Source organism: Streptomyces sp. NPDC006385, assembly GCF_040612485.1.
Taxonomy (GTDB): domain Bacteria; phylum Actinomycetota; class Actinomycetes; order Streptomycetales; family Streptomycetaceae; genus Streptomyces.
The window spans coordinates 1-15,955 of record NZ_JBEXQG010000041.1 but is presented as its reverse complement, the minus strand read 5'-3'; the positions used below and the strand labels follow the sequence as shown (position 1 = coordinate 15,955).

Genomic DNA, 15,955 nt, shown 5'->3' with positions numbered 1-15,955 from the left:
AGGGGTCGCTGTCGCGCCCCGGAGGAGCGCGGGGCTGCGTGGGGCCCCGTCCGGCTCGCCACTCCATGTCCCGTGGTTTTCTTACCGTTTCCGCTTGCTTGGAGCGCACTCCAAGGTCATAGCGTGGAGCGCATGACGGTGATGGAGACCAGGAGTGCCAGGACCGACAGCTGCGCCGCCCCGCCGCACCCGCACCGACGGCCGCAGGGCCAGGACAGCTACACGATCAGCGAGGTCGTCGCCTTCACCGGCCTGACGGCCCACACCCTGCGCTGGTACGAGCGGATCGGCCTCATGCCGCACATCGACCGCTCGCACACGGGCCAGCGCCGCTACAGCAACCGCGACCTGGACTGGCTCGACCTCGTCGGAAAGCTGCGACTGACCGGCATGCCGGTCGCCGACATGGTGCGGTACGCCGAGCTGGTGCGCGAGGGCGACCACACGTTCGGCGAGCGCTTCGAGCTGCTGGAGTCGACCCGCCGCGACGTGCTCGCCCGGATCGTCGAGCTCCAGGACACGCTGGCCGTGCTCGACCGGAAGATCAGTTTCTACGGGGACGCGGGGCGTCTGTACGAGCAGGACAAGACGTTCGAGCAGGACAAGACCTTCGAGCAGGACAAGACCTTCGAGCAGGAGAAGACGGAGCAGGCCGGATGACCGACAGCAGGATCGCAACGGCACGACTCGGCGCGACGGGCCCCGAGGTGGGTGTCCAGGGCCTCGGCTGCATGGGCATGAGCTTCGCCTACGGTCCCTCGGACGCGGGCGAGTCCAGGGCGACCCTGGAGCGGGCGCTGGAGCTGGGCGTCACGCTGTACGACACGGCGGACGCGTACGGCGCGGGCGAGAACGAGAGGTTCCTCTCGCCGTTCTTCAAGGCGCACCGCGACGAGGTCGTCATCGCCACCAAGTTCGCCCTGTCGATCCCGCCGGACGACCCGACGCGCCGGGTCATCCGCAACGACGCGCCGTACATACGCCAGGCCGTCGAGGCGAGCCTGCGCCGCCTGGACGTCGACGTGATCGACCTCTACTACATGCACCGCCGGGACGTGAACGTCCCCATCGAGGAGACCGTCGCCGCGATGGCCGACCTGGTCCGCGAGGGCAAGGTCAAGGAGCTGGGCCTGAGCGAGGTGACGGCGGACGAACTGCGCGCCGCGCACGCCGTCCACCCCATCGCGGCGGTCCAGTCCGAGTGGTCCCTGTTCAGCCGGGACATCGAGCCGAAGGTGGTCCCCGCGGCCCGCGAACTGGGCGTGACCCTGGTGCCGTACTCCCCGTTGGGCCGCGGCTTCCTCACGGGCTCCTTCGCCAAGGCCGAGGACCTGACGAGCGACGACTTCCGCCGTCAGCAGCCCCGGTTCACGGGCGAGAACGCGGCCGCGAACGCCGCCCTCCTGGACCCGATCCGCACGGTCGCCGAGGCCCACGGCGCGTCACTGGGCCAGATCGCCCTGGCGTGGGTACAGCAGCAGGCGGCGGTGCACGGCCTTGCGGTGGTCCCGATCCCGGGCACGCGCAGGCCGAGCCGGGTGGAGGAGAACGTGACGGCCACCCGAATCGTCCTGACGGAGGACGAGCTGGCGCTGCTGGAGCCGATCGCGGCGAAGGTGGCGGGCGACAGGTACGCGGACATGCGGTTCGCCTCCGCCGGCCGGGAGTAGCCCACGACGCCCTACAGCTCCGCCAGCAACTCGGCTTTCTTCATCGAGAACTCCTCGTCCGTCACGAGCCCCGCCTGATGCAGTTCCCCCAGGTGACGGATCCGCTCAGCGATGTCGGCGGGATCCCGGCGCGGCGCGGCCGCGGCCGGGACAGCCGCCCCACCCGCGGAGCGAACCGCGGCCAGCACGGCCGCGGCGAACGGCAACGACTCGTGTACCGGCCCGTAGCCCAGTCCGAACACCACGGCCGCCGGGTCCTGGTCGGCCTGCGCGGGCCGGTCGTCGGCGGAGTCCCGCGGAAGCAACCGCAGGTGCCCCTCGAAGACTTCGGGCGACCGCCACTCGACGCCGATCAACTCGGCGACGGAGAAGCTCTGGTCCCCGGCCTTCCACTTGGCCGACGACGCCCCCGTCCAGAACCACCGGAAGCGCACGGTCTCGCCGTCGAAGGACGCCTTCCCGTCGTACGCCTTGAACGACAGCGGCACATCGGGCGCGTCCACCAGGAACTTCTCCGCCGGCCCGGACCGCGTCACCAGCGCCCGCAACTCGTCGGCGTAGTACTCGGCCAGCGTCTCCTTGTCGGCCGGCAGCACCAGCCGATACGGATCGCACCCTTCCCTCAACTGCCCCGCCGCCGCCTCCATCAGCGGATCGGCGCCGGGCCGGGGCTCGATGCGCAGTGCCACGGTCCCGCGCTTGCCGGGCGTCAGTGTCACCCCGGCGATCGCCTCAAGAGGAACTCGACGTTCCGCAAGTGCCTGAAAAAGCTTAGGTGTTCGAATCCCCCGTTCGTAACGGATGAGCACGGAGTCGGACTCGAACTCCCAGGCGGCATGAAATCCGGCCAGTACGTCACCCATGCGGCTCATCGTATGCGGCACGTGCTCCTCCGTCGCCACCCCGCGCAGACCGCAGTTCCTGCGTCTCTACGCGCGTCCGGCCGACACCGTGTCGGACAAACCCGCCCGACAGGTCTCGGAATCGTCGGCGCAGCGCACCGACTCGTACGCGCCAACCCCGATCTCGGCGAAGTTGCGCACGCTGTCCGTGCCCGGTTCGAAATAGCCGCCGTGTCCCTGCGCGTCCCGCGCCGACAGCACCCGCGCCCCGAACACCGCCGACACCGGGTCCTCCCCGTGCCCCAGCCCGCCGAGTTCGAGATACGGCACGTCCTGCACCCAGTCGTCGGCGTCCCGCATCGCCCACACATGCGCCGAGGTGCCCAGCTGCGCGGCGTTGGCGACCCGCATGCCGGGGCTGCCGGCCACCGCTATGTCGGCCACCCGGGCCGGCAGCGCGGGCGCGGCCAGCCCACACAGCACCGAGCCGTAGCTGTGGCAGAAGAGGGAGACAGGGGAGCTGCCGGGCAGCGCCCGCACCAGCGCGTTCAGGCGTACGGCACCGGACTGCGCCCGCATCGCCGTCGCCGAGTCGATGCCGAGGCCGCTCGGCGCGGTGTAGTCGGCCCAGGCGATCACGGCCGTACGCGTCGAAGGGCCGGCGTCGCGCTCGGCGGCGTACAGGGACTGCGCCATGCCGACCGGCGCGGAGTACTTGCGGCTGGTGCGCTGGAAGGTCAGCAGGTCGGTGTCGACGCCGGGGACGACGACCGAGATCCGCTCGGCCCCGTCCAGGTCGCCGAAGACCTCCGCGGCCCGCCCCGAGCCCTCCGGGTCGAAGGCGAGGATGCGCCGGTCCGCCTGCAGCATCGCCTCGAAGCGATGCATACGGCGGCCCGCCTCACGCTGTCCGTCGGGTGTGAGTCTGTCGTCGTGCATGCGTTTGCGCTCGACCTCGCGCGCCTCGTCGAGCGCGACGCGGTTGGCGCGGTAGCGCAGCTCGACGGGGGCGCCGTTCATGTTGCCGACCGCGAGCGGATAGCGGTGGGCGAGGGTGCTGCGCTGCCGCTCGGTGAGCGAGGCGAAGAAACGGGCGAGCCGGGTGGGGGAGGAGTCCGCGGCCGGCAGCCGGTGCCCGGCGATGCTCCCGTGCTCCCAGGCGCTGAGCGAGGCCTGCAGCGGTGCGGCGCTCCGTTCGTTGCGCAGGGCGGTCCAGCCGGTGGTCGCCAGCATCACGAACACCACGGCCAGCGCGAGCAGAGCGCGCCAGACATTCAGTTGCGGGGGCGTGTCGAAGGAAGTCACTGAAAGGACACACTAGGAGAACGAGAGGGTCTCGCGTTAACCGAGTGACGGGTATCACGTTTCGCTCAGGTCGGCGTGAACACGCTGATGACCTCAGCGTGTTCGCCAGCTCTCGCTGAGTGCCGGCCCCACCTGTTCGAGATATGAGACGGTCAACGTCCGCATGGCGTCGAGACCCAGGTCCTCGCCCGTGCTCCACTGACGCTCCGTCAGCCGCATCACGCCGCCGAAGACCGCCACCGCCAGCCGGGGTCGCGGATCGGTCTCCACGTCGACCCCCTCGCGCTCGGCGAGGATGCGCGCGATGGTCTCCTCGATCTCCACGGACTTGCGCAGATGGGCGGCGAGCAGGACGGGTGTCGACTCGATCACCCGGTGCATGCGCAGATACAGCTCGACCGGTACGACGGCCTCGATCACGTCGTTGAGCGTGTCCCAGCTCTCCAGCACGGACTGCCGCAGCACCTCCATGGGGGCCTCGTGCGCCGGCCGCTCGCGCACGGCCCGGACGAAGTGCGCCACCGCCACGTCGCCCATTGCGAGCGCGGCCTCCTCCTTGCCGGCGAAGTAGCGGAAGAAGGTGCGCTGCGAGACGTCGACGGCCTCGGTGATCTGGTCGACGGTCGTGTGCTCGTACCCCTGGGTGGTGAAGAGCTCCAGCGCGGTGCGCAGCAGCGCATCCCGGGTGCGCTGTTTCTTGCGTTCGCGCAGTGTTTCCATATCTGTCAGTTACCGACTTGTGAATTGGTTTGTCAACTGGCAGAGGCTGTCATTAGCCTGAACACATGACTAGTCAGACCACCATCGAAACGACGGGGTCGGGGGACAAGGCACCGGCAACTCCGTCGGAGGCGACGTCGGCCAAGGGGCTTCGCGGCCACCCTTGGTTCACGCTCATCACGGTCGCAGTGGGGGTCATGATGGTGGCCCTCGACGGCACCATCGTGGCCATCGCCAACCCGGCCATCGCAAAGGATCTCGGCGCGAGCTGGGCGCAGGTCCAGTGGATCACCAACGCCTACTTCCTCGCCCTCGCGGTCTCTCTGATCACCGCCGGAAAGCTCGGGGACCGCTTCGGGCACCGGCAGACCTTCCTCATCGGCGTGGTGGGCTTCGCCGCGGCCTCCGGCGCCATCGGCCTGTCCAGCAGCATCGCCGCCGTCATCGTCTTCCGCGTCCTGCAGGGACTCTTCGGCGCCCTGCTGATGCCGGCCGCGCTCGGCCTGCTGCGGGCCACGTTCCCGGCCGAGAAGCTCAACATGGCCATCGGCATCTGGGGCATGGTCGTCGGCGCCTCGACGGCCGGCGGCCCGATCCTCGGCGGTGTCCTCGTCGAGCACGTCAACTGGCAGTCGGTGTTCTTCATCAACGTGCCGGTCGGCGTCCTCGCCGTCGCCCTCGGCATCTGGATCCTGCTCGACCACCGCGCCGAGAACGCCCCGCGCTCCTTCGACATCCTCGGCATCGCCCTGCTCTCGGGCGCCACGTTCTGCCTGGTCTGGGCGATCATCAAGGCCCCGGAGTGGGGCTGGGGCGACGGCAGGACATGGGCGTTCATAGCCGTGTCGGTCCTGGGCTTCGCCCTGTTCTCCTTCTGGGAGACGAAGGTGCGGGAGCCGCTGGTCCCGCTGGCGCTGTTCCGGTCCGTCCCGTTGTCCGCCGGTGTCGTTCTCATGGTCCTGATGGCCATCGCCTTCATGGGCGGCCTGTTCTTCGTGACGTTCTACCTCCAGAACGTGCACGGCATGAGCCCGATCGACGCCGGCCTCCACCTCCTGCCGCTCACCGGCATGATGATCGTCGGCTCCCCGCTCGCGGGCGCGCTGATCACCAAGTTGGGCCCGCGCGTCCCGATGGCCGGCGGCATGGCGGCCACCGCGATCGCCATGTACGGCATGTCCACGCTCGGAGTGGACACCGGCAGCGGCCTCATGTCGGTCTGGTTCGCCCTGCTGGGCCTCGGCCTCGCTCCGGTCATGGTCGGCGCCACGGAGGTCATCGTCGGCCACGCCCCCATGGAACTCTCCGGTGTCGCCGGCGGTCTCCAGCAGGCGGCGATGCAGATCGGCGGCAGCCTCGGTACGGCGGTTCTGGGCGCCGTCATGGCGTCGAAGGTCGACAGCGACCTGCCGGGCAACTGGGTGGACGCGGGCCTGCCGCAGCTCACCCCGGCACAGCAGGACCAAGCCGCGCAGGCGGTGCAGCAGGGTGCCGCACCGGTGCCCCCTGGCACCCCGGAGCAGATCGCCGCGAAGATCACCGACGTGGCGCACGACACCTTCATCTCGGGCATGAGCCTGGCGTCCCTGGTCGCCGCGGGCGTGGCCGTCGTCGCCGTCTTCGTCGCCTTCCTCACCAAGCGGGGCGCGAACGCGGAGGCGGGCGCGGGCGCCGCGCACATCTGACGCCTGACGCGTCGCACAACGGAGGGATCGGCGGCCCGAGTTCCCTCGTCGCCCTGAGTTCCCCTATCAGGGTGACAACGCCGACGATCCCTCCCACGCGGCCCGCGCCGCAGGTCACAGTGGGTCAAGCCGTCCCGCACGGCATGTTCCTCGGGCAGGTTCGTACGACGCCGAGGGCGAACCGGGCTGCGGCGCGCTGCCGGAGGGGGGCAGCGCGTCGACGGCCCGAAACGCGCGGGCATGAAGCGCGCACCGTGGGTACTCGCCAACTCGAACGCCGACTCAAGGAGTTGACGATGGCGGGCTTCGGACACGGAACGCGCAGGCACCCCCGCTCACGTGGCCGGACGTGGTCACGGACCGGGCCGGATCGCGCGACTCTGGGCATCATCGGGGCCATCTGTGCGGTCGCCGGATTCTTCGTCCTGGGCATCATCCTCGGCCCGGTGGCGATCGCCTGCGGATGGCTGGCCATGGGCCGTACGTGGTCGGGGGCCCGCCCGGCCCCGGCGTTGGTCGCTGTGGTGCTGGGCGTGATCGACACCTTGCTGGCCATCATCTGGCTGGCGGGGACGACAACACCGGGTAACGGTTTGTTCTAGCCGACGGTTGCCCCAGCCGACCTCGACTCGCCTGCGGGCCCGCGCGTCCGCGCGGCCTGCGGGCAGTCGTGCCGCCTTGCGGGCCGGCCCCCACGCCGGGCAACAGCCCCTAACCCACCTGCTGCTCGCCGACCCTGTCCCCCGACAACGCGGCGACCTCGGCCCGCAGCGCCCGCACCTCCTCCGTCAACAGCCTTATCGCCTCCGTCTGCCGCCGCTCCTCCACGTCGTCCATCTCGAACCGCGCTATGAACCACGCGGCGATGTTCGCGGTCACCACACCGAGCAAGGCGATCCCCGACAACATCAGCCCCACCGCGAGCATCCGCCCCAGGCCGGTCGTCGGCGCATGATCCCCGTACCCCACGGTCGTCATGGTCGTGAACGACCACCACACCGCGTCACCCAGCGTCTTGATGTTCCCGTCCGGCGAGTCCCGCTCCACCGACAGCACGGCCAGCGACCCGAACATCATCAGTCCGATCACCGCCCCGCCGACATACGTGGTGAGCCGTATCTGCGACGCCATCCGCGCCCGCTGCCCGACCAGCAGCAGCGTCGACACCAGCCGCAGCAGTCGCAGCGGCTGTATCAACGGCAGCAGCACCGCGCACAGGTCAAGCCAGTGCGTCCGCACGAACTCCCGCCGACGCTCGGCGAGCAGCAGCCGGATGACGTAGTCCACCGCGAACGCGGCCCACACCACCCACTCCACCGCGAGGCACGCGGACTTCACCGCCGGGCTCGCGTCGGGCTCGACGATCGGCACGGCATAGGCCACGGCGAACACCAGGGCCAGACCGAACAGGGGGCGCTGGGTGAGCCGTTCCCAACGGGCTTGGGCGGGCGGTCGCTTCATGGCCGCATCGTAGGAAAGGTGAAGGGGTGGTGTGTCCCGCGGGTCACCCACGGGCACACCACCCCATCGAGCCGTTGACGCCCCGGGCGCTAGGCGTCGCCTCCCGCGGCCCCCGGATCAGCCGCCGACACGTCCAGCAGCTGGTACCGGTCGATGGCCTGCTTCAGCACCGAGCGGTCGACCTTGCCCTCCTTGGCCAGCTCGGTCAGCACCGCGACGACCACCGACTGCGCGTCGATGTGGAAGAACCGCCGCGCCGCACCCCGCGTGTCCGCGAAGCCGAACCCGTCCGCGCCCAGCGACTGGTACGTCCCCGGCACCCACCGGGCGATCTGGTCCGGCACCGACCGCATCCAGTCGGACACCGCCACGAACGGCCCCTCGGCACCGCTCAGCTTCCGCGTCACATACGGCACCCGCTGCTCCTCCTCCGGATGCAGCAGGTTGTGCTCCTCGCACTCCACGGCCTCACGCCGCAGCTCGTTCCAGGAGGTCGCCGACCAGACGTCGGCCTTGACGTTCCACTCCTCGGCGAGGATCTTCTGCGCCTCGACGGCCCACGGAACGGCGACACCCGACGCCATGATCTGCGCCGGAATCGAGCCGGACGTGCCCTCGCTGAAGCGGTAGACGCCCTTGAGGATGCCCTCGACGTCCACGCTCGTAGGCTCGGCCGGGTGCTGGATGGGCTCGTTGTAGACGGTGAGGTAGTAGAAGACGTCCTCGCCGTGCGGGTGCTCGGCGTCGCCGCCGTACATCCGCCGCAGACCGTCCTTGACGATGTGCGCGATCTCGTAGCCGAACGCCGGGTCGTACGCCACACAGCCCGGGTTGGTCGAGGCGAGCAGCTGCGAGTGGCCGTCGGCATGCTGGAGGCCCTCACCGGTCAGGGTCGTACGGCCGGCGGTCGCACCGAGCACGAAACCGCGCGCCAACTGGTCGGACATCTGCCAGAACTGGTCGCCGGTGCGCTGGAAACCGAACATCGAGTAGAAGACGTACACCGGGATCAGCGGCTCGCCGTGCGTGGCGTACGCCGAACCCGCCGCGATCAGCGAGGCGGTGCAGCCCGCCTCGGAGATGCCGTCGTGCAGCATCTGCCCCTGCGGCGACTCCTTGTACGCGAGCAGCAGATCGCGGTCGACCGCCTCGTACTGCTGGCCGAGCGGGTTGTAGATCTTCGCGCTCGGGAAGAACGAGTCCATGCCGAACGTGCGGTACTCGTCCGGCGCGATCAACACGAACCGCCTGCCGATCTCCTTGTCCCGCATGAGGTCCTTGAGGAGACGGACGAAGGCCATGGTCGTCGCGATGGACTGCTGGCCCGAGCCCTTCTTCACGGTCGCGTACGTCTTGTCGTCCGGCAGCGCCAGCGGCTTGGAGCGCACCACGCGCGTGGGTACGTAACCGCCGAGCGACTTGCGGCGGTCGTGCATGTACTGGATCTCCTCGGAGTCCCGCCCGGGGTGGTAGTACGGCGGGAGCCCGCTCTCCAGGTCCTTGTCGGCGATCGGCAGGTGCAGCCGGTCCCGGAAGCGCTTGAGGTCGTCGACCGTCAGCTTCTTCATCTGGTGCGTGGCGTTGCGGCCCTCGAAGTTGGGACCGAGCGTCCAGCCCTTGATCGTCTTGGCCAGGATCACCGTCGGCTGGCCCTTGTGGGCGCGGGCCGCCGAGTACGCGGCGTAGATCTTGCGGTGGTCGTGACCGCCGCGGCCCAGGTGCAGGATCTGGTCGTCGGTCATGCCCTCGACCATCGCGCGCAGCCGCTGGTCGTCCCCGAAGAAGTGGTCGCGGATGTAGGCGCCGGTCTCGGTGGCGTACGTCTGGAACTGGCCGTCCGGCGTGGTGTTCATCCGGTTGACCAGCACGCCGTCGCGGTCCTGTGCGAGCAGCGGGTCCCAGCTGCGGTCCCACACCAGCTTGATGACGTTCCAGCCGGCGCCCCGGAAGATCGACTCCAGCTCCTGGATGACCTTGCCGTTGCCGCGCACCGGGCCGTCCAGGCGCTGCAGGTTGCAGTTCACGACGAAGGTGAGGTTGTCCAGGCCCTCGCGGGCGGCGATGGACAGCTGGCCGAGCGACTCCGGTTCGTCCATCTCGCCGTCGCCCAGAAACGCCCACACGTGCGACTTGGAGGTGTCCGCGATGCCGCGCGCCTCCATGTAGCGGTTCATCCGCGCCTGGTAGATCGCGCCGATCGGGCCGAGGCCCATCGACACGGTCGGGAACTCCCAGAAGTCCGGCATCAGCCGCGGGTGCGGGTAGGAGGACAGCCCGTACGGCGCCTTCGACTTCTCCTGGCGGAACGCGTCCAGGTTCTGCTCGTCGAGGCGGTCCAGCAGGAACGCGCGCGCGTAGATGCCCGGGGAGGCGTGACCCTGGAAGAAGACCTGGTCGCCGCCGTCGCCCTCGTCCTTGCCGCGGAAGAAGTGGTTGAAGCCCACGTCGTACAGCGAGGCGGAGGAGGCGAAGGTGGCGATGTGGCCGCCGACGCCGATGCCGGGGCGCTGGGCCCTGGACACCATGACGGCGGCGTTCCACCGGGTCGCGTTGAGGATCTTGCGCTCGATCTCCTCGTTGCCCGGGAAGAACGGCTCGTCCTTGGTGGCGATCGTGTTGACGTAGTCCGTGCTGCGCATCTCCGGCACGGCCACGCGCTTCTCGCGGGCCCGCTCGATCAGCCGCAACATCAGATAGCGCGCCCGCTCCCGGCCGCGCTCGTCCACGGCGGCGTCGAGCGAGTCGAGCCACTCCTGGGTTTCCTCGGGATCGAAGTCAGGAACCTGACTCGGAAGGCCGCCAATGATGATCGGGTTGCGATCGGATCCGGAAGCCACGCTGTTCCTTACCTGTCAGAGGGCTGTGTTTCTGGGATTTCAGGGTGTCTGCACCGCTCCCCATCGTGTACCTCGGGGCGCCAAACGTCATCTCTACTGTGAGGTAACCGGCTCTTGGTCAACGGCGGAGCACCCGTGGATGGTTCCCAAACGCACAAAGGGGGCAGATTGGTGTGGCGTGTGCCACCTTGAGACGATGATGGTGTGCGAAGAGTTGCGGTGACACGTTCACGATCGTCACCGTTTCGGCGGTCTGAACGGCCGGGTACTTGCGCGATCCGCCCCGCCCGTGTGGACTACGGCCAATGCTTCGCGCACGCGCGTGGCTGAGTTATTCCCAAGACATGATCAGGAGGCAACCCGTGAGCGCGACCGCGGACCACGCGGAGGAGCGGACGAACCCTGCCGCAAGGCTGGGGTTCCAGCCCGAGCAGGTGGTCCAGGAGATCGGCTACGACGACGACGTAGACCAGGAACTCCGCGAGGCCATTGAGGAAGTCGTCGGCAGTGAGCTCGTGGACGAGGACTACGACGACGTCGCCGATGCCGTGGTGCTCTGGTTCCGCGACGAGGACGGCGACCTGACGGATGCGCTGGTGGATGCCACCACGTACATCGAAGAGGGCGGCTCGATCCTGCTGCTGACGCCGAAGACCGGCCGTGACGGCTACGTGGAGCCGAGTGACATCTCGGAAGCCGCGACCACGGCGGGTCTGTCGGCGTCCAAGAGCGTCAGCGTCGGCAAGGACTGGAGCGGCAGCCGTCTGGTGACGCCGAAGGCCGCCAAGGCCAAGAAGTAACCGGTGCCGGGCCGGGCGGAAACGCCCGGCCCGGCCTCCTGCACGGGCCTCGGTGGCCGCTGCATAGGGTGGGTGCCACCCGAACAGCCCCACCGAAGGGACATCCACGACGATGGCGATCCAGGTCGGCGACAAGGCCCCCGACTTCGAGCTCAAGGACAACCACGGCGCCACCGTGAAGCTCTCCGACTTCCGTGGCTCCAAGAACGTCGTCCTGATCTTCTACCCCTTCGCCTTCACCGGCGTGTGCACCGGCGAGCTGTGCGAGGTGCGCGACCGCCTGCCGCAGTTCTCCGACCGCGACACCCAGGTGCTCGCCGTCTCCAACGACTCCATCCACACCCTGCGCGTCTTCGCCGAGCAGGAGGGCCTGGAGTACCCGCTGCTCAGCGACTTCTGGCCGCACGGCGAGGTCAGCCGCGCCTACGGCGTCTTCGCCGAGGACAAGGGCTGCGCGGTGCGCGGCTCCTTCGTCATCGACAAGGAGGGCGTCGTGCGCTGGACCGTCGTCAACGGCCTGCCCGACGCCCGTGACCTGAACGAGTACGTCAAGGCCCTCGACGCCCTCTGACCCGTGTGATCCCGTCCGGTCCCTCTGGTGACCGACACCTGTGATTCTTCGGCACCAGGGCCTGCGAGGTACGGGAACCCGTCACTAGGATCGACTCGTTGATCCCATATCAGACGCACGGCGGGGCTCCCCGCCCCTGGACACCAATGGAGGACTCGTGGGAGTCAGCCTCAGCAAGGGCGGCAACGTATCACTGAGCAAGGAGGCCCCGGGCCTCACTGCGGTCATCGTCGGTCTGGGGTGGGACGTCCGCACCACGACCGGCACCGACTTCGACCTGGACGCCAGCGCGCTGCTGCTGAACAGCGCGGGCAAGGTCGCCAGTGACGCCAACTTCGTCTTCTTCAACAACCTCAAGAGCGCCGACGGCTCGGTCGAGCACACCGGTGACAACCTCACCGGTGAGGGCGAGGGCGACGACGAGCAGATCAAGGTCAACCTCGCCGGCGTCCCGGCCGACGTCGAGAAGATCGTCTTCCCGGTGTCGATCTACGACGCCGAGAACCGCCAGCAGTCCTTCGGCCAGGTGCGCAACGCGTTCATCCGCGTCGTGAACCAGGCCGGCGGCGCCGAGATCGCGCGCTACGACCTCTCGGAGGACGCGTCCACCGAGACGGCGATGGTCTTCGGCGAGCTGTACCGGCACGGCGCGGAATGGAAGTTCCGGGCCATCGGCCAGGGCTACGCCTCGGGGCTGCGCGGCATCGCGCAGGACTTCGGTGTGAACGTCTGAGTCGAGGACGCCACTGGCTGAGTCCGGCGCCGTACCGTTTGGGTGCGGCGCCGGATGCGCAGGACAACCAAAGAAGCATCACGCGGGGAGGACCAGCAGCATGGGCGTCACGCTCGCCAAGGGGGGCAATGTCTCCCTCTCCAAGGCCGCACCGAACCTCACTCAGGTGATGATCGGGCTCGGCTGGGACGCGCGCTCCACCACCGGAGCCCCCTTCGACCTCGACGCCAGCGCCCTGATGTGCGACGGCGGACGAATCCTGGGCGATGAGTGGTTCGTCTTCTACAACCAGCTCAAGAGCCCGGACGGCTCGGTGGAGCACACCGGGGACAACCTCACCGGCGAGGGCGACGGCGACGACGAGTCGCTCCTGATCGACCTCTCCAAGGTGCCGGCCCGCTGCGACAAGATCGTCTTCCCGGTCTCGATCCACATGGCCGACGAGCGCGGCCAGACCTTCGGCCAGGTCAGCAACGCCTTCATCCGCGTCGTGAACCAGGCCGACGGCCAGGAACTCGCCCGCTACGACCTGAGCGAGGACGCCTCCACCGAGACCGCCATGATCTTCGGCGAGGTCTACCGCCACCAGGGAGAATGGAAGTTCCGAGCGGTGGGACAGGGGTACGCGTCGGGTCTCCGAGGCATCGCCCTAGACTTCGGAGTCAATGTTTCGTAAAGCCGCGTACGGCGCAGGGCAGCCCCGTACACACAGGATTGGGTAGCCAGTGGTTCTGAAAACCTTCGGCTGGTCGTTCGCGGTCACCGCGCTCGGCCTCGTTGCAGCGGTCCTCTTCGGGGGGTGGACCGCCTTCGGCATCGTGGCGATCCTCTCCATCCTCGAGATCTCGCTGTCCTTCGACAACGCGGTGGTCAACGCCGGAATTCTGAAGAAGATGAATGCCTTCTGGCAGAAGATCTTCCTCACCATCGGCATCCTGATCGCCGTCTTCGGTATGCGACTGGTCTTCCCCGTCGTGATCGTCGCCATCAGCGCCCAGCTGGGACCGATCGAGGCGGTCGACCTCGCCCTCAGCGACAAGGACCGCTACCAGGAGCTCGTCACCGACGCCCACCCGGCGATCGCCGCGTTCGGTGGCATGTTCCTGCTGATGATCTTCCTGGACTTCATCTTCGAGGACCGGGACATCAAGTGGCTCGGCTGGCTGGAGCGCCCGCTGGCCAAGCTCGGCAAGGTCGACATGCTGTCGGTCTGCATCGCCCTGATCGTGCTGCTCATCAGCGCGATGACCTTCGCGACCAACGCCCACCAGCACGGCGGAGCACACGTCGACAAGGCGGAGACGGTTCTGCTCTCCGGTCTCGGGGGCCTGATCACCTACATGATCGTGGGCGGTCTCTCCGGATTCTTCGAGGACAAGCTCGAAGAGGAGGAGGAACGCGAGCACGAGGCCGAGGAAGAGGCCGAGCGCGCCGGCAAGCCCCGCTCGGCGGTCGCCCTGGCCGGCAAGGCCGCGTTCTTCATGTTCCTCTACCTGGAGGTCCTGGACGCGTCCTTCTCCTTCGACGGTGTGATCGGCGCCTTCGCCATCACCAACGACATCGTCCTGATGGCGCTGGGTCTGGGTATCGGCGCGATGTACGTCCGTTCGCTGACCGTGTACCTGGTCCGCCAGGGCACCCTCGACGAGTACGTCTACCTGGAGCACGGCGCGCACTACGCGATCGGCGCGCTCGCGATGATCCTGCTCGTCACCATCCAGTACGAGATCAACGAGTTCATCACCGGCATGACCGGTGTCGTCCTGATCGGCTGGTCCTTCTGGTCGTCGATCCGCCGCAACCGCGCGCTGGCGGCAGCGGAGGGAAAAGCGGCGGCCCCGGACGAGAAGACTGAAGTCTCGTCCGGGGTGTGACACCGCCGCGGGTGAGGAACGCTCTGTGCGGGGCGGCCGGGCCTCCGGCCGCCCCGCCGGTTTTTCCGAGTGAACGCAGGTCTTCGTGGGACGTGGGGGCGGCATGGGCTTCTTGGACGGACTCTGGCGTGGCCGGGCGGCCGAATTCGACTCGGGCAGCGCGTCGTCGAACTCGATCGAGCTGACGAAGCGGCACGACCGGGTCTCACTCACCAAGCAGGGCGCGGCGAACGGGCATCTGCGGATCAATCTGACGTGGCGCATGCGGACGTCCGACATCGGGGGATCGCAGCGGGAGAGCCTGCTGCGGCATCCGTTCAGGGCGCTGAAGCCGCCGGAGGTGCTCGGGCACAGTCAGAGCATGGTCAACGTCGACCTCGATCTCGGATGCCTGTATGAGCTGACCGACGGGACGAAGGGGGTAGTCCAGCCGCTGGGCGGGTTCCTCGGGGACGTCAACGCGCCGCCGTACGTGAAGCTCAGCGGGGACGACCGGTTCGGGTCGGCGTCCGGAGAGACGATCTACGTCAACCTCGATCACCGGGAGGACATCAAGCGGCTGCTGGTCTTCGTGTACATCTACGACCAGACACCGGCGTTCGACCGTACACATGCGATCGTCACGCTGTATCCGAGCAACGGGCCCCGGATCGAGATAGGCCTCGACGAGCGGCACCCGCAGGCGCGGTCCTGTGCGGTGGTGATGATCGAGAACGTCAAGGACGAGGTGTGGGTCCGGCGTGAGGTGAAGTTCGTCTACGGGTTCCAGGCCGAGCTCGACCGGTTGTTCGGGTGGGGGTTGCAGTGGGGCCGGGGATACAAGACCAAGGCGGAGAAGTAGTCGCCTGAGAGCTCGGGGCTCGGGGGGCGCGGTTTCCCGCGCCCCTGTCGGCGTCGCGGCTAGCGCCCGATGAACTGCGGACCCTGTGGGGGCAGGCGGAATTCCTGCGGCTGTGCTGCCGTCACCGGGGGCGGGTAGCCGTAGCCCGAGGGGGCCGTGGCCGGCTGGCTGGTGGTCTGGGGGTAGCCGTACGCCGGCTGCGTCGCCGGGGGCTGCTGGGGGTAGCCGTAGGACGGCTGGGCCGGGACCGCCGTCGTCGGCTGCTCCGGCGGCAGCGGCTGGGAGACCTCCGGCGCCGGCGCGGGCTCCTCCGCCGCCTCCGACTCGTCCACCGAGATGCCGTAGTCCGTGGCCAGGCCCTTGAGGCCGTTCGAGTAGCCCTCGCCCAGCGCGCGGAACTTCCAGCCCTCACCGCGGCGGTACAGCTCACCGCAGATCAGGGCCGTCTCCTGCCCCGTCTCCGGCTTGATGTCGAAGTACGCCAGCGGATCACCGTCGGCGACCGCCGCGTCGTACAGCAGCGCCCCGGTAGAGCGCGCCGACGCCGTTCCTCGCCAACTCCGCGTAGGTGCGGGCGAGATCGGGGTTCTTGAAGGTGGAGCCGACGACCGGGAGC

General features: G+C 68.7%; 16 protein-coding genes. 10 read left to right on the top strand and 6 right to left on the bottom strand.

Annotated elements, in window-relative coordinates; genetic code table 11:
- The first annotated feature begins 132 nt into the window (after nucleotides 1-132).
- A complete protein-coding gene (locus tag ABZ078_RS27390; RefSeq protein ID WP_356579433.1) occupies nucleotides 133-660 on the top strand; it encodes a MerR family transcriptional regulator in 528 nt (175 codons plus the stop codon).
- The gene (locus ABZ078_RS27385) at nucleotides 657-1,670 is read left to right on the top strand and encodes an aldo/keto reductase (RefSeq protein ID WP_356579431.1); all 1,014 of its coding nucleotides are present in this window, start codon (nucleotides 657-659) and stop codon (nucleotides 1,668-1,670) included. The genes ABZ078_RS27390 and ABZ078_RS27385 overlap by 4 nt, the downstream gene beginning before the upstream one ends.
- Before the next feature lie 11 nt (nucleotides 1,671-1,681).
- On the opposite strand, the gene ABZ078_RS27380 is transcribed toward ABZ078_RS27385, so the two are convergent.
- From ABZ078_RS27380 to ABZ078_RS27370, 3 genes are all read right to left on the bottom strand, one after another.
- Nucleotides 1,682-2,533, bottom strand: a complete 852-nt coding sequence (locus ABZ078_RS27380; protein ID WP_356579429.1) for a DUF4429 domain-containing protein — start codon at nucleotides 2,531-2,533, stop codon at nucleotides 1,682-1,684.
- A 66-nt stretch (nucleotides 2,534-2,599) separates the two neighbouring features.
- On the bottom strand, nucleotides 2,600-3,817 hold the full coding sequence (locus tag ABZ078_RS27375) for an alpha/beta hydrolase (protein ID WP_356579427.1): 1,218 nt from the start codon (nucleotides 3,815-3,817) through the stop codon (nucleotides 2,600-2,602).
- A 93-nt stretch (nucleotides 3,818-3,910) separates the two neighbouring features.
- On the bottom strand, nucleotides 3,911-4,537 hold the full coding sequence (locus tag ABZ078_RS27370) for a TetR family transcriptional regulator (protein ID WP_356579425.1): 627 nt from the start codon (nucleotides 4,535-4,537) through the stop codon (nucleotides 3,911-3,913).
- 65 nt (nucleotides 4,538-4,602) lie between these two features.
- Here ABZ078_RS27370 and ABZ078_RS27365 point away from each other — a divergent pair, with 65 nt between their 5' ends.
- A complete protein-coding gene (locus ABZ078_RS27365; RefSeq protein ID WP_356579423.1) occupies nucleotides 4,603-6,222 on the top strand; it encodes an MFS transporter in 1,620 nt (539 codons plus the stop codon).
- A 296-nt stretch (nucleotides 6,223-6,518) separates the two neighbouring features.
- Entirely contained in the window at nucleotides 6,519-6,824 is a 306-nt protein-coding gene (locus ABZ078_RS27360) for a small hydrophobic protein (protein WP_356579540.1), read from the top strand.
- 109 nt (nucleotides 6,825-6,933) lie between these two features.
- On the opposite strand, the gene ABZ078_RS27355 is transcribed toward ABZ078_RS27360, so the two are convergent.
- Nucleotides 6,934-7,683, bottom strand: a complete 750-nt coding sequence (locus tag ABZ078_RS27355) for an ion channel (protein WP_356579421.1) — start codon at nucleotides 7,681-7,683, stop codon at nucleotides 6,934-6,936.
- A gap of 89 nt (nucleotides 7,684-7,772) precedes the next feature.
- The gene (gene aceE / locus ABZ078_RS27350) at nucleotides 7,773-10,520 is read right to left on the bottom strand and encodes a pyruvate dehydrogenase (acetyl-transferring), homodimeric type (RefSeq protein ID WP_356579419.1); all 2,748 of its coding nucleotides are present in this window, start codon (nucleotides 10,518-10,520) and stop codon (nucleotides 7,773-7,775) included.
- 362 nt (nucleotides 10,521-10,882) lie between these two features.
- Between aceE and ABZ078_RS27345 the strand changes: the two genes are divergently transcribed.
- From ABZ078_RS27345 to ABZ078_RS27320, 6 genes are all read left to right on the top strand, one after another.
- A complete protein-coding gene (locus tag ABZ078_RS27345) occupies nucleotides 10,883-11,320 on the top strand; it encodes a DUF3052 family protein (RefSeq protein WP_019757723.1) in 438 nt (145 codons plus the stop codon).
- Between the two features lie 112 nt (nucleotides 11,321-11,432).
- A complete protein-coding gene (locus ABZ078_RS27340) occupies nucleotides 11,433-11,891 on the top strand; it encodes a peroxiredoxin (protein ID WP_356579416.1) in 459 nt (152 codons plus the stop codon).
- Between the two features lie 157 nt (nucleotides 11,892-12,048).
- Nucleotides 12,049-12,624, top strand: coding sequence for a calcium homeostasis/redox stress adaptation protein (locus ABZ078_RS27335; protein WP_004001584.1), 576 nt, complete (start codon nucleotides 12,049-12,051; stop codon nucleotides 12,622-12,624).
- A gap of 100 nt (nucleotides 12,625-12,724) precedes the next feature.
- The gene (locus ABZ078_RS27330) at nucleotides 12,725-13,300 is read left to right on the top strand and encodes a TerD family protein (RefSeq protein WP_356579415.1); all 576 of its coding nucleotides are present in this window, start codon (nucleotides 12,725-12,727) and stop codon (nucleotides 13,298-13,300) included.
- Between the two features lie 49 nt (nucleotides 13,301-13,349).
- Nucleotides 13,350-14,498: a DUF475 domain-containing protein gene (locus tag ABZ078_RS27325; protein ID WP_356579413.1), complete on the top strand. Its 1,149-nt coding sequence runs from the start codon at nucleotides 13,350-13,352 to the stop codon at nucleotides 14,496-14,498.
- 103 nt (nucleotides 14,499-14,601) lie between these two features.
- On the top strand, nucleotides 14,602-15,339 hold the full coding sequence (locus ABZ078_RS27320) for a Tellurium resistance (RefSeq protein WP_356579411.1): 738 nt from the start codon (nucleotides 14,602-14,604) through the stop codon (nucleotides 15,337-15,339).
- 59 nt (nucleotides 15,340-15,398) lie between these two features.
- Here the strand turns inward: ABZ078_RS27320 and ABZ078_RS27315 are convergent.
- On the bottom strand, nucleotides 15,399-15,955 hold a 557-nt coding region (locus ABZ078_RS27315; protein WP_356579409.1), incomplete at its 5' end, for a TerD family protein.

Bases quoted from the DNA above. Each gene is read 5' to 3' on its own strand.
- ABZ078_RS27390 (WP_356579433.1), top strand. From the start codon at position 133: ATGACGGTGATGGAGACCAGGAGTGCCAGGACCGACAGCTGCGCCGCC.
- ABZ078_RS27385 (WP_356579431.1), top strand. From the start codon at position 657: ATGACCGACAGCAGGATCGCAACGGCACGACTCGGCGCGACGGGCCCC.
- ABZ078_RS27380 (WP_356579429.1), bottom strand. From the start codon at position 2,533: ATGGGTGACGTACTGGCCGGATTTCATGCCGCCTGGGAGTTCGAGTCC.
- ABZ078_RS27370 (WP_356579425.1), bottom strand. From the start codon at position 4,537: ATGGAAACACTGCGCGAACGCAAGAAACAGCGCACCCGGGATGCGCTG.
- ABZ078_RS27365 (WP_356579423.1), top strand. From the start codon at position 4,603: ATGACTAGTCAGACCACCATCGAAACGACGGGGTCGGGGGACAAGGCA.
- ABZ078_RS27360 (WP_356579540.1), top strand. From the start codon at position 6,519: ATGGCGGGCTTCGGACACGGAACGCGCAGGCACCCCCGCTCACGTGGC.
- ABZ078_RS27355 (WP_356579421.1), bottom strand. From the start codon at position 7,683: ATGAAGCGACCGCCCGCCCAAGCCCGTTGGGAACGGCTCACCCAGCGC.
- ABZ078_RS27340 (WP_356579416.1), top strand. From the start codon at position 11,433: ATGGCGATCCAGGTCGGCGACAAGGCCCCCGACTTCGAGCTCAAGGAC.
- ABZ078_RS27330 (WP_356579415.1), top strand. From the start codon at position 12,725: ATGGGCGTCACGCTCGCCAAGGGGGGCAATGTCTCCCTCTCCAAGGCC.
- ABZ078_RS27320 (WP_356579411.1), top strand. From the start codon at position 14,602: ATGGGCTTCTTGGACGGACTCTGGCGTGGCCGGGCGGCCGAATTCGAC.